The 13,128-nt window shown below is 63.8% G+C and carries 9 protein-coding genes; all 9 read left to right on the top strand.

Annotated features, from left to right (window positions below):
* Window positions 1-151 precede the first annotated feature (151 nt).
* The 9 genes from CP975_RS22605 (at window position 152) to CP975_RS22640 (ending at window position 13,070) form a co-directional block, all read left to right on the top strand.
* Window positions 152-1,768 carry a site-specific DNA-methyltransferase gene (locus tag CP975_RS22605; RefSeq protein ID WP_150477279.1) on the top strand — a complete coding sequence of 539 codons (1,617 nt, stop codon included), beginning with the start codon at window positions 152-154 and terminating at the stop codon, window positions 1,766-1,768.
* Complete coding sequence (locus CP975_RS22610; protein ID WP_055533085.1) at window positions 1,765-4,242, top strand: DEAD/DEAH box helicase family protein; 2,478 nt, start codon at window positions 1,765-1,767, stop codon at window positions 4,240-4,242. The genes CP975_RS22605 and CP975_RS22610 overlap by 4 nt, the downstream gene beginning before the upstream one ends.
* 995 nt (window positions 4,243-5,237) lie before the next feature.
* Window positions 5,238-5,663: a hypothetical protein gene (locus CP975_RS35900; protein WP_246201595.1), complete on the top strand. Its 426-nt coding sequence runs from the start codon at window positions 5,238-5,240 to the stop codon at window positions 5,661-5,663.
* 91 nt (window positions 5,664-5,754) lie between these two features.
* Window positions 5,755-6,195: a DUF234 domain-containing protein gene (locus tag CP975_RS35905; RefSeq protein ID WP_246201597.1), complete on the top strand. Its 441-nt coding sequence runs from the start codon at window positions 5,755-5,757 to the stop codon at window positions 6,193-6,195.
* Window positions 6,196-6,532: 337 nt separating this feature from the next.
* Window positions 6,533-9,883, top strand: coding sequence for a type ISP restriction/modification enzyme (locus CP975_RS22620; protein WP_246201599.1), 3,351 nt, complete (start codon window positions 6,533-6,535; stop codon window positions 9,881-9,883).
* Between the two features lie 588 nt (window positions 9,884-10,471).
* Complete coding sequence (locus CP975_RS22625) at window positions 10,472-10,675, top strand: cold-shock protein (RefSeq protein ID WP_030789175.1); 204 nt, start codon at window positions 10,472-10,474, stop codon at window positions 10,673-10,675.
* 163 nt (window positions 10,676-10,838) lie between these two features.
* Window positions 10,839-12,314 carry a DEAD/DEAH box helicase gene (locus CP975_RS22630; protein ID WP_055533089.1) on the top strand — a complete coding sequence of 492 codons (1,476 nt, stop codon included), beginning with the start codon at window positions 10,839-10,841 and terminating at the stop codon, window positions 12,312-12,314.
* A gap of 51 nt (window positions 12,315-12,365) precedes the next feature.
* Complete coding sequence (locus CP975_RS22635; protein ID WP_055533091.1) at window positions 12,366-12,722, top strand: CBS domain-containing protein; 357 nt, start codon at window positions 12,366-12,368, stop codon at window positions 12,720-12,722.
* 51 nt (window positions 12,723-12,773) lie between these two features.
* Window positions 12,774-13,070 carry an SCO5918 family protein gene (locus CP975_RS22640; RefSeq protein ID WP_055533093.1) on the top strand — a complete coding sequence of 99 codons (297 nt, stop codon included), beginning with the start codon at window positions 12,774-12,776 and terminating at the stop codon, window positions 13,068-13,070.
* Window positions 13,071-13,128: the final 58 nt, after the last annotated feature.

A 13,128-nucleotide genomic window follows, 5' to 3' on the forward strand; every position in this document is an offset into this window, starting at 1 on the left:
TACGGCGGGTGGGGGCGACTCCCTCGGTGACGACGAGGGCCGAGAATGAGACCGCGCGGCTGAGGCGTCTGTGCCGGGCGACGGCGAACCAGGCTTCGCTGTCAGTGCGCCCCGGTACGCTGCTCAAGTCATCACAGTTGGAGGAAAAGACATGGGCACCTCGGGGCGTCTCAGCCTGACTTGGATCAACAAAGACAGGTCGCTCATCAGCACGCGGGACGGCGGCTATGAGTGGGTCAACCGGGACGACTTTCGGGTGACCGAGACACGCCTCCTCCGCGATGTGGCGACTGTGGGCGAGGTGCATGACGACCTCAAACGTGCTGCGGACAATCTGCTGATCCAGGGGGACAATGGGGACGCACTACGGGCGCTCTCCAGGCTCCCTGAATTCGCGGACGAGTACCGCGGCAAGGTGAAACTGGCGTATATCGACCCACCATTCAACACGGGTCAGGCGTTCGACCATTACAAGGATGGCGTCGAGCACTCAGTCTGGCTGACGATGATGCGCGACCGGATTCTCCTGATCCGAGACCTGCTAGCGCCTGATGGGAGTATCTGGGTCCACCTCGACGATAGCGAGGGGGCCTATGCACGGGTGCTTCTCGATGAGATTTTTGGGCGATCGTGCTTCGCGGGAACCGTCATCTGGAGATCCACGGATAACAGTAATAATGACGCGAAGACGTTCTCCGTGGACCACAATGTGATTCACGTGTACGGGAAGTCTCCGGGCTGGCTAACGAATCGAGTTGCTCGGCGAGAGGATCAGTCTGGACATTATTCAAATCCGGACAATGACCCTCGCGGCCCCTGGTTTGACGGGAATCCGCTTGGTTCGCCGAACCCACGAAAGAACCTTCAGTACGAAATCGTGTCGCCGCAGGGGCATGTGATCCGCTGTCCCCCGAACGGCTGGCGGTGGGCACGGGAGACACTGAACGAGAAAATGGCTACTGGGGAGATCCGGTTCACTCCGGATGGCAAAGGAATCCGACGGCGTACGTATCTACTGGAGCAGGGCGGGCTTCCGCCGTCGACGCTTTGGGCCGACATCGAAGAAACCGGAAGTAATCGCAAGGCGAAGGCAGAGCTGAAACGGATTTTCCGGGGGAAACCGACAGCCGAACTATTCAAGACACCGAAGCCGGAGTCATTGCTGCGAAAGGTTCTTGAGATCGCGACTCAGCCCGGTGACGTCGTCCTCGACTGTTTCGGTGGTTCCGGGACGACCGCCGCTGTGGCGCACAAGATGGGTCGGCGTTGGATCTTGACCGAGCGCGAGTCGGGGACAGTCGACAAATTCATTCGTCCGCGGCTTGACTGCATCGTCAACGGCGAGGAGCCCGGCGGGATTTCGAAGGCGGTCGGCTGGGAAAAGGGTGGAGGCTTCCGTCATCTCGAAGTTGCCCCCTCCATGTATGAGCGCATGGGTAATCGGCTACTCCTCGCCCCGTGGGTGGTCGGCGACGCCTTCGCTGAGACCGCCTGTGCGCAGATCCCTGGCTTCGAACTGGAGCCTGGCTCCGAGTCGCCGTTTGTCGGTCGAAAGGGGCGACGGCGTCTGGCGGTCGTCGATGGGCTTGTTGCCGAGAGCACAGTCCAGTCGATCGTTGAGGCGTTGTGTGAGAACGAGAGCGTTCTCATCGTGGCCAAGAGTTACCTGCGTGAGGCGGCAAGCCTCCTAGAGAAGCTCAGCCCTGGCTCGCGCATCAAGAAGGCCCCCCAGGACCTGTTGGACATGAAGGGACGTGTGCTGCGTTGAGCTGGATCACATACGACCAGGCCGCGATCGAGGACCTGGCGACTCGTATGGAGCTGCGGGACCCCAACCGTCGCGCCGTGGCCAAGGTCGTCGAGGAGATCCAGGCGGGGGAGGGGCGAGAGGTGGTCTGCGACCTGGCAACCGGCGTGGGTAAGACGTACATCTGCCGGGGCCTCATCGACTACCTGGCGGATCAAGGTGTTCGCAACATCCTGATTGTCACGCCGGGGCGGACCATTCAGAGGAAGACGCTGGCCAACTTCGACCCTGGACACCCCAAGTTCGTGCCAGGCGCCGACCACGAGCCCATCGTCATCACACCGGAGAATTATGCTGGCGGCCGTGTTGGCGACGCAATGCGTGATCCGGATGTGTTGAAGGTCTTCATTTTCAACGTCCAGCTGCTGACCAAGCCAACCATCAAGACCTCGCGCAGTACATACGAGACTGACGAGTTCATCGGTACCGCTCTGTACGACCACCTGCGTTCGGTCGAAGACTTGGTGATCATTGCCGATGAGCATCACGTGTACCGGAGCGATGCGAAGAAGTTCCATGAGGCGGTCCGCGATCTCAAGCCGCGGGCGCTTGTGGGCTTGACGGCGACTCCTGACGAAACAGACCGTAAGGTGCCTGGCAGGGTTGTCTTCCAATACTCGCTTGCCGAGGCCATCGCAGACCAACTCGTCAAGATTCCCGTCATCGTCTACCGCGAAGACGGGCACAACGACGTGCGCACACAACTGGCCGACGCTTGCCATCTGCGCAAGGTGAAGGAGGAGACCACGCGGGATTGGGCTGAGAGGAATGGGCGGCCCATGGTCAACCCAGTCCTCTTCGTGGTCTGCCAGAGCATTGAGGAAGCCACCGAGAGCGCCGCGATCCTGGCTGGCCCGGGATTCATCGACGAACCCGGCGCGGTGTTGCAGATCACCTCCGGCAGCAAGGATGACGCGCTCGAAGCTCTCGCCGGCATCGAGGAGCCCGACTCTCCGGTGCGGGCCGTGGTTTCCGTCGATATGTTGAAGGAGGGATGGGACGTCAAGAACATCAGCGTGATCGTTGCGCGACGTGCTCTCGCTTCTCAGACCCTCACTGAGCAGATCCTTGGCCGCGGTCTTCGGCTTCCTTACGGCGAGCGCGTCGGATTCTCGATGGTCGACTGCGTCGACATCATTGCTCACGAGTCGTACCGGAGGCTTCTGGACTCGAAGGAAGCCCTTCTGGAGCACACCCTTCCGCAGAGGGCGGAGACAGGCGGGACTCCGGGCGCTGGCACGAGCATCGCAACCACGTCTGGTGGTGAACGCTCTCTGCCCGCTTACCGTGAGACCGAGACGCAAGGGATGCTGACGTTCACCGCCGAGGCCCCTGTCCGGGATGGCGGGTTCGGCACCGAGGCATCCGAGGCGGTCTACCTCGGTATGGCCGACATGGAACATCGGCTTGCGGAAGCTGGGGTGGAGAAGGAGAAGGCCCAGCAGGTCATGAAGCCTGCGGAAGGGGCACCGCCCATTACGTTCCCCAGTAAGCGCCTGTTGGAGAAGCCGGACACCTACAGCTTGGCCTTCGTCAACTCCGAAGCTGTGGCCGAGAAGGGGAAGGTGTTCAAGCACGAGATAGAGGTGGAGCTGAAGCGCAAGGCGCTGAACGCTTCGCGTGGGCTTGACGGCACCGTGACCGTGGAAGCGCAGGACCAGAAGTCCGCCGTGGCGACTCAGCGTAGCTGGCCGATCTCGAAGGTCAGGGAGGACCTGGAAGAGCGGATTCTCAATCTTCCGCAGTTGAAGCTCACGGCTGACGAGGTCGAGGCCGCGCAGGAGCTTGTGCATACGTTCCTCGGCGCGGCGATCGAGGTTGATGCAGAGGACAGCACGCCTTGGGAAGAGGCTCGTGCGGAGCTGGCTCTGACGCAGTTGGAGAGGCTTGTGGTCTCCAGCTTCAAGCAGAAGCTCGCAACGGTCGAGCACGAGATCGTGAAGGTGACTGTCCCGCCTCCTGCCCAGCCGTGGCCGGGGCAGACGATGCCTCAGATGCAGATGACCGACAAGGTGATCCGGGGCATGGGGTATACGGGCTGGGGTAGCTCGATTCTGCCGGTCGTTCATTTCGACGCGCTGTCCACCGAAGTCAAGCTGGCCAGGCTGATGGATGTCAGCCCCAAGGTCGAGTGGTGGCTGCGGCTTGAGTCGCAGAGCGGCACCTTCATCCAGCTCGACAATGGCGCTCGCTACTTCCCGGACTTCATCGCCATAGACAAAGACGGTGTGCACTGGCTCGTCGAGGGCAAGTCCAACGCCGAGTCTTCCAGCGAATCGGTCCTTGCGAAGAAGGCCGCCGCTGTGTCGTGGGCGAAGGAAGTGACCGAACTTAAGCAGTTCGGGACTTGGAAGTACCTGTTCGCCACCGAGGAACATCTGAGCCAGTCGAACAGCTGGGACACTCTACTGACCGTCACTGGTGCCCGAGGGTAGAAATGGATGACGGCGGAGGAGCCCCAGCCGTTCAGACTGGGGTTCTTCCGTGGCGGCTATCGACGGGCGATCTTCTGCTCATGTGGCGACAACGGCCTGTCAAGGGACAGCAAGCGTCGCAATCGTCATCCAGTACCGATGCGTTGATCGCAACACGGCGCTCCTTACGGAGCAGCTGGAACATCCTCAACGGCGGCGCGTAGCCTAGATCAACAACGTGTGCGCAGCGAGGTCGAGGATGTGGGTCGTGTCAGCGGCCACTATGCGATCAGCGGCGAACGGAAGTCTGGCGGCGGCGCAGCCGCCGGACTGTGGCGAGCATGGCGTATAGGCGCTTCGAACTCATCGGTCCCTTTAGGGGCCGCCTTCGCGTCGTCCGCTGCGTGATGTGGGCACGACAGCACCCTGCGTAGCGATCGTAGTAACGTGCTGTCGGCCCCGGAAGGGGCCGCTGCCTCGAGGTAACCTCCGAAGTGGGCGGCCCTCCGGCTGCCCTGCTCACCGTTGTTTCGCACCTCCGCTGCGCTATGGGGGACGCTACGCGCCCCGCCACGTTTCGCCGCTGATCAGCGCAAGCTTTGGTCGGCCCCCATGGGGCCGCTCCGCCGCTGCTTTCTGCGCCGCTGGCTCGGCGCCTTGGGCCGTGGAACAACCCCTTCATGTGATTCAACGTGTGACTGGACCGGTACCGCACGAGCCACTCGGGGGCCGTAACCCCGTGACCGAGCGTGCCGACTTTGCCGCAATCCTCAAGCAGTCGTTGCTGCCGGGGGTGGAGTTGGTCGCGGGCTTCCAGGCGCAGGACTGGAACCAGGCCCTACGCTCCCTGGCGCTCGCGGTGCCCGATGACGCACCCAGCATCGCAGTGATCGACGAGGTGTCCTGGCTGGTCGAGCAGGATCAGGAATTTCGAGGGCGCACTCCAAACTGTCTGGGATCGTCATCTGCCTTCCAAGCCCGTTCTGCTGCTGCCGACTGGCAGCGATACATCGGTGATGAAAGCACTACAGTCCTACGGGCACCACTTCTTCGGCCGGGCGGCGAAAATGACCGTCCACCCGCTGAATCTGGCAGACGCGCGGGCCATGACCGAGCTCGACGATGCGGGGGAAGTCGACGCCCAGTTGATCACCGGTGGATTCGCCGAGATCGCGCAGTCATGGCGGCCGGGTTTCGGGCGTTCGGACTTCTTGCAGGCTTCGGTTTCCAATCCGCTTTCCTCGCTATTGGTGGGCGGCGCAGTGTCCCTGCCGGGCGATTTCCCCGAGGCTTCGCACTCACGGGCCGTACTGGAAGCGGTTGGCAGTGGTGAGCGTACGTCCAGTGCGATCGCAGCCCAGGCGGGCGCGTCAACGCGCTACCGTCCGGCACGCATTCCCTGCTACTGGCCATGTTGCAGGCCAAGCGGTCCTGGACGCTGATCTCCCGCTGTCCACCAAACGGGACGCGAGGAACAAGCGTTACCGGATCGCCGACCCGTACCTGCGGTTCCGGCTGGCGTTCTTGTTGCGCGTGATCCCGCTCATCGAGCGCGGCCGTGGTGACTTGGCGTTGGAACGGATTGAGCGGTCGTGGACCACTTGGCGCGTTCGAGCGGTCGAGCCGCTGATCCGCGAATCCCTGCTGCGTCTGATGGCCAACGACGAGTGGCCTGAGACCGAGGCCATCGGCGGTTGGTGGAACCGTCAGAACAACCCGAGATCGACCTCGTCGGGTCATACCGCGAGCCGGTGGCCAGGCAGGTGCACTTCGTCGGGTCGGTCAAAGTGGCTGGAGAACCAGCCGTTTGGCCGTCACGAGTACGACGCCTTGGTGCGTGACGTGTTGGATGTGCCTGGCGCCGGCCCGGATACTCCACTGGTCGCGGTCTCCCGCTGCGGGGTGGCGGGTAATCTGCCACATTCCGCTCACTGGGGACCGGAAGATCTTGTGCGCACATGGCAGCCCCGGTAGTCGCCGCACGGCCATGTCCAGCTTCCCGTGCCGGGCGCGATGGGTTCGGCGGTAGGTACGCCACCGCCGGATCTGGCCCACTGGGTTAACACTCTTACCTCAAGAACCATTGGCATCGGTATGCGCCTCCTCCGCGCCCCGCGCCCTTGTATGAGCGCTCCCCTCTCCTATCGTTCCGGCCGATGCTGTGGGACGGTGATGAAGCATCGCAAAGGGCTACAGCCTGGAGGGGGACGATGTGCCGAAGGACTGGATCCGGGATCTCGTGGCGAACTTCGGAGCCGAATGCAGGGCAGGCCTGAGATTTAGTGACACTGAGGCATCGATCAGCCCTCCAGTGAAGAAGCTCGTAGAGGCATTCGGTTCACGCTGGAAGTTGAACTCCCGCCTGCATCCCGAATTTCCTCTCCCAGAAGCGAGAGTTCGGCCCGACTACGCCGTGGAGAGCGGAGGGCGTGTCACTGGCTTTCTGGAGTTGAAGGCACCGAGCCACGACATCACGCCAGATGGTTTTACGAAACGTGACCGCGAGCAGTGGGATTTCATGCGGCAGCTTCCCAATGTCCTCTACACCAACGGACACACGTGGTGCTTGTACCGAGGTGGTCGACTTCCCCTACGGACAGTTCGGTTCGAAGGTGATCTGTACCGGTCCGGCAACCGGCTGCGCACGGCTGATTCGGATGGCGCCGCGTTGCGGGACCTGCTGCGCGATTTCCTCGGGTGGCAACCTGAACAGATCACCACCGTTCGTCGCTTGGTGACGTCCATGGCTCCACTGTGCCAATACCTTCGAGCGGAGGTATTGGAGCAACTCGACATCGAGCGACGGCTGCCAGAGCGCGCGCCGGCTCGGCGACGTGTCCACAAGCCCTTCACCGCGCTCGCTCATCACTGGGGAAAGGTCCTCCTCCCATCGACCGATGGGCAGGACCCAGATCGAATCTTCGCCGACCGTTACACGCAGACCGTCGCCTTTGCTTTGCTGCTTGCCCGTACCGAAGGACTGCATTTGGCAGGGCGCGATCTCGCAGCAGTGGCAAGTGAGTTGCAAGTCGAAAACACGGTCATGGGTCGCGCCCTGCAACTGCTGACGGAGAGGGTGGACACCGAGTTCTCCCGGCGTCTCAACACCTTGGTCCAAGTGGTGGACGCCGTCGACTGGAAGGCGATCACGAAGCAGCGCCCAGACGCTCACGTGCATCTCTACGAAGACTTCCTGGAGGAGTACGACCCCAAGCTGCGTAGACGTTCCGGTACCTACTACACCCCTCCGCGGCTCGTCCGTTCGATGGTCCGCTTCACCGACACCGTGCTGCGTACCCGACTCGAATGCGCGGAGGGCTTCGCCGACGGCCGGGTTACCGTCATCGATCCGGCGATGGGAACGGGGACTTTCCTCAGTGAAATCATCGATACGGTCGCCGAGCAGCGTGCCCGACGGGGGCAAGGTTTCCGTGGCGAAGCGGTCGAGCAGTTGGCAGGGCGACTCATAGGGTTCGAGCGGCAGATGGCGGCCTACGCGGTCGCGCAGATGAGGATCACCCAGACCCTTCGTGAGCAGGACACCCGTACGCGCCTGGATGACCTGCGACTTCACCTTGCCGACACCCTTGCAGACCCCTACGAGAGATCCTCACTCTTCGCATTCCTGCCTGCTGACGACGCATTGGTCGAGAACAGCCGACAAGCGGACTGGATCAAGCGGGAACAGCAAGTGACCGTCGTGATCGGCAATCCACCGGATCGTGAGAGGGCTGAAGGCGAGGGAGGGTGGGTGGAGGCGGGGTCGGAGAAGGAAGGTATCGCACCTCTCCTCGATGCCTTTCGGCTTCGAGGGAGAAGTGGCACTCAGGAGAATAAGCTCAAGAATCTCTATGTATATTTCTGGCGCTGGGCCACCTATAAAGTATTCGACCAGCACCGCCCGAAATCGCACCGAGGAATCGTCGCCTTCATCAGCACCGCGGGCTTCCTGAGTGGCCCGGGATTCCGAGGCATGCGGGAATATCTACGCCGTACGTGCTCGGAGGGTTGGATCATAGATCTCAGCCCGGAAGGTATCCGGCCTCCTGTGCCGACACGCCTCTTCCCTGGAGTTCAACAGCAGCTCACGATCGCCGTGTTCGTTCGCGCTGAGAGTGATGAGTCACCAGCCGACATTCGATATGTCGCTCTAGAGGGCACGGGCGAGCAGAAGTTCGCGAAGCTGGAAGCCCTTACTCCCGACAGTGCGCAATGGCGCCCCGTGCGTTCAGCTGCCCAGGATCCCTTTACACCCGCAGCGGAGGGTGATTGGGACAGCTATCCAGCGCTAGGTGACCTATTGCCGTGGTCGGTGCCCGGCGTGCTGCCGAAGCGTACGTGGGTCTATTCCACGGACAAAGACACGCTGCGAGATCGATGGCAGAGGCTCGCTGCGGAGAGGGACGTCGAGGAGAAGCGCTCGCTGTTCCGGGAGACGCACAGTCGAACCATCGACCGGAAGGTGCACCCTCTGCCTGGATCCGGGGTGCAGAGACAGTCGATGATGGAAAGTTCCCCTGTCTGCCCTGAACCGGTACCAGTCGCCTATCGCCCATTCGATCGGCAGTGGGTTATTCCAGACAACAGGGTGCTTGATAGAAGTTCACCGGACCTGTGGGAGAGCCGGATTCCGGACCAGTTGCGAGTAGTTGAGCAACATTCCAGAAAGTTCGGCCCTGGGCCTGCTGTGATCTTCTCGACTCTGTTGCCCGACCATCATTGCTTCGATGGCAGAGGTGGTCGGGTTCTGTCCCTTCTTCAGAAGGATGGCACGCCCAATGTGGCCCCCGGTCTGCTCCAGCACCTGACCAACTCCTATGGCTCCCAGAAGGTCTCCGCGATGAATCTGGCTGCGTACATTGCAGCCGTCACTGCCCATCCCGACTTCACATCACGGTTCGGGGACGAACTGACTACGCGCGGTGTTCGAGTTCCGCTCACGGGTGATGCCGCTCTGTGGTCGGAAGCGCTCTCTATCGGCAGGACCGTGATCTGGGCCTCGACCTTTGGCGAACGTTTCGTCGATCCGCAGGATGGGCGGCCCCGGGGCGCTGGCCAGGTCTGGGAAACGGCACTGCCGACCGTCACGTATCGCAAGCAGGTCGGTAGACATGAGTTGCCCGAGCGATTCCATTACGATCCCGACCGTCTCGAGCTGCGTCTCGGTAGTGGTGTCTTCGGACCGGTATCGCCTGGAGTGCGTGGGTACCAGGTCGGCGGGCAGAACGTACTTGACGGCTGGCTTCGGCGGCGAAGCGGTCCCCTGTCACCCAAGGCGGGCAGTGAGCTGGACCGTATACGCCCGAACCATTGGCTCCCTTCTTGGAGTGAAGAACTCCAACATGTACTGGCAGTTTTGTGGCACCTGGTCGAGGCGCAGCCCGCTCAATCCCTTTTGCTCGCCCGCATCCTTGGTTCCCCACTGATCAGTGTGGATGAGCTTCTCAGGCGCGGAGTCCTTCCCGTACCCGAACGCGCTCGCCGTTCAGCTCCGGCTCCCATACGTGACCAAACCATCCCAGGGACTGAGGGCATCGAACTGCGGGAGCCGCATGCAGTCAGACCGATCGAGCCGCGGGAGGACACTCCGGTGGCAGATCCATCCCTACGGCCACATAGGAGCAGGGAACCCGGCAGTAATCGGGCGTACCGGAAGCCATAGCCGGCCACAGGGTGATGGGGGCGTGAGCCCTTATTTCGGGTGGAGGGTCGGGGCATGAGGTGACTGATTGGTCCGGTTCTCTCTGGCGGGGAGCCCACAGGTGGCCTGCTGAGGCGGGTTGTGAGCCCCAGGCCTCGAAGCTGGGCACACCAGTACGCGATCGAGGCGGCGGTCGCCGAGGTCGTCCTGCGACAGCGCCGCGCCGTGGTCGTGTGGTCTCTCTGTGGGGGCGCGTGGTTCGGGTGTGAGGGTGTTAGGCGACGTATGAGCTGGAGGGTTGTGCTCCTTGTTCGTGCGTGGGGTGGGGGAATATCTATGGTCGCCGGGTGAGGCTTTAATGGTTCGGGCGGGGAGTGTGTTTGGCTTGGGGGGTTGAGTGTAATTATTTGTCGTACGCCTCGGGCTTCAGCGTGCTATTGTCGATCCCAGTTGCAGTTGTGGTTCCCAAAAACTTGAACGCCCTTCGTCGGGATTTTTGGACGTGGGAAGCGTTTTTTATTTCCGGTTGTTCTCCGGGCGGGGCATCATCGCGGCGACCCGGTATCCGTGACGTACGGGTCCGGTGTACTGCCCCAAGGGAGATACGACATGGCATCCGGCACTGTGAAGTGGTTCAACGCGGCCAAGGGTTTCGGCTTCATCGAGCAGGACGGTGGCGGCGCCGATGTGTTCGCCCACTTCTCGAACATCGCCGCCCAGGGCTTCCGTGAGCTGCTCGAAGGTCAGAAGGTCACCTTCGACATCATGCCGAGTCAGAAGGGTCCGACGGCCGAGAATATTATTCCCGTCTGACGCTTTAGTGAACTTCGTAGCTGGGGCCCGCATCCCTCGGGGTGCGGGCCCCAGCTGCGAGCATTTCCTTTTTCTGTTCTCTTCGGTCCGTTCTTGTAATTCCCTGCGCTGATCTTCCGCTGCGAGAATTCCTTGATACGTGCCGTATCAAGGAAGGTTCTGAATGAACCCCGCACGTACGAACGATCGCTCATCCCGCGCCCGCAGCCGTACCGGAGCGCCCAGCCGTACCGGAGCGCCCAGCCGCTCGGGTGGCCCGAGCCGCGGCGGTGGCTACGGCCGGCGGTCCGCTGCGGCCTCTGCCGAGTTCGCTCCGCCGAAGACCATCACTCCCGCGCTGCCCGCCGTCGAGGCGTTCGCCGACCTCGACATGCCCGAGCGGCTGCACGCCTCGCTCGCCGCGCAGGGCATGCGCGTCCCGTTCCCGATCCAGGGCGCGACCCTGCCCAACTCCCTCGCGGGCCGCGACGTCCTCGGCCGCGGGCGCACCGGTTCGGGCAAGACCCTCGCGTTCGGTCTGGCCCTGCTGGCCCGCACCGCCGGACAGCGGGCCGAGCCCTGCCAGCCGCTGGCCCTGGTCCTCGTACCTACACGCGAACTGGCACAGCAGGTGACCGACGCGCTCACCCCCTACGCCCGCTCGGTGAGCCTGCGCCTCGCCACCGTCGTCGGCGGAATGCCGATCAGCAGGCAGGTCAGCTCGGTGCGCCGTGGTGCCGAGGTCGTCGTCGCGACGCCGGGCCGCCTCAAGGACCTCATCGACCGGGGCGAGTGCCGGCTGAACCAGGTCGCGATCACCGTCCTCGACGAGGCCGACCAGATGGCCGACATGGGCTTCATGCCCCAGGTCACCGCGCTCCTGGACCAGGTGCGGCCCGAAGGACAGCGGATGCTGTTCTCGGCCACCCTGGATCGCAACGTCGACCTGCTGGTGCGCCGCTACCTCACCGACCCGGTCGTCCACTCCGTCGACCCCTCCGCGGGCGCGGTCACGACCATGGAGCACCACGTCCTGCACGTCCACGGCGCAGACAAGCACCGGACGACGACCGAGATCGCGGCGCGCGAAGGCCGGGTGATCATGTTCCTGGACACCAAGCACGGCGTCGACCGGCTGACGCAGGACCTGCTGAACAGCGGGGTGCGGGCCGCCGCCCTGCACGGCGGTAAGTCGCAGCCGCAGCGCACCCGGACCCTGGCCCAGTTCAAGACGGGGCACGTCACCGTGCTCGTCGCGACGAACGTCGCGGCACGCGGCATCCACGTCGACAACCTCGACCTCGTCGTCAACGTGGACCCGCCGACCGACCCCAAGGACTACCTCCACCGCGGCGGCCGCACCGCGCGAGCCGGGGAGTCCGGCAGCGTCGTCACCCTGGTCACCCCGGGCCAGCGCCGCGACATGACCCGCCTCATGGCCGCCGCCGGCATCGTCCCCCAGGCCACCCAGGTGCGCTCCGGCGAAGAGGCGCTCAGCCGGATCACCGGCGCCCAGGCTCCCTCCGGCGTCCCCGTGACGATCACCGCGCCGGTGACCGAGCGGCGTAAGCGCGGTGCCGCCTCCCGCGGCCGGCGCAGCCCCGCCTCGGCCTCCCGGCGCGCGATCGTGCGCCAGACCACTTTCGACGCGGCGGCCTGACCAGCCCGCTTCGTGATCAGGAAGTTGACCCATCTTCGCAGGAGGCACCTTTTGACGCTGGTTCAGATGCAGCGCGGCCCGGCGGGTGTCACGCCCGTGCACGGGACGGCGGCCGATGCCATTGACACGGCCGGGCCGCGGGTCGGTGACGACATGACCGTCGAGGTGGCCCTGTCCGTCATGGCCGGCGCCCGCACCGAGCACCTGCTCGTCTGCGACGACGACGGTCTGTGCACCGGACTGGTCACCCGGGCCCGGCTCGTGGCCGTCCGGGACGGCTCCGCGTACACGGACCGGGTGCAGCTCCGCGACCTTCCCGACCTCCGCGGGCCGCTCACCTCGCCGGTGTCTGCGAGGGCCGAAGGCGAGGAGGGCAGCGCTGCGGACGTTCTCGTCCTCGCTCGCTGAACCGCCTCACGGCGGCGGAACCACTCCCCTTCTCCTTCCTGTGAGGCATCCATGCGTTGTGTCATCGCCCGCTTCCCGTTCGATCTCACCAAGAGCGGTGTCCTGGAGACCATGAAGGGCGTCAAGCCCGAACAGGTCATCGGCGAGTCCGTGATCATCGGCCGCCGCACCTACCCCGTCAAGCAGGTCGGGCAGGTCATCACACGCCAGGACCGCCGCGACTTCAGCTCCGGCGAAGTTCTGCGGGCCATGCGCCAGCTCGGCTTCACCTGCCGCGGCCTGCCCGTCGCCGCGCCCACGCCCGACCTCTCTCCGATGCGACGGGCTTCCGCCCTGCTCGGCGCGTAGACGCGGGTACGCATAGACGCGGCTACGCGGGTACGCGGGTACGCGGGTACGCACAGAG

Origin of the sequence: Streptomyces alboniger (assembly GCF_008704395.1) — a bacterium.
In the GTDB taxonomy this organism is placed as follows: Bacteria; Actinomycetota; Actinomycetes; order Streptomycetales; family Streptomycetaceae; genus Streptomyces; species Streptomyces alboniger.

Bases quoted from the DNA above. Each gene is read 5' to 3' on its own strand.
- CP975_RS22625 (WP_030789175.1), top strand. From the start codon at position 10,472: ATGGCATCCGGCACTGTGAAGTGGTTCAACGCGGCCAAGGGTTTCGGC.
- CP975_RS22630 (WP_055533089.1), top strand. From the start codon at position 10,839: ATGAACCCCGCACGTACGAACGATCGCTCATCCCGCGCCCGCAGCCGT.
- CP975_RS22640 (WP_055533093.1), top strand. From the start codon at position 12,774: ATGCGTTGTGTCATCGCCCGCTTCCCGTTCGATCTCACCAAGAGCGGT.
- CP975_RS35900 (WP_246201595.1), top strand. From the start codon at position 5,238: ATGAAAGCACTACAGTCCTACGGGCACCACTTCTTCGGCCGGGCGGCG.
- CP975_RS22605 (WP_150477279.1), top strand. From the start codon at position 152: ATGGGCACCTCGGGGCGTCTCAGCCTGACTTGGATCAACAAAGACAGG.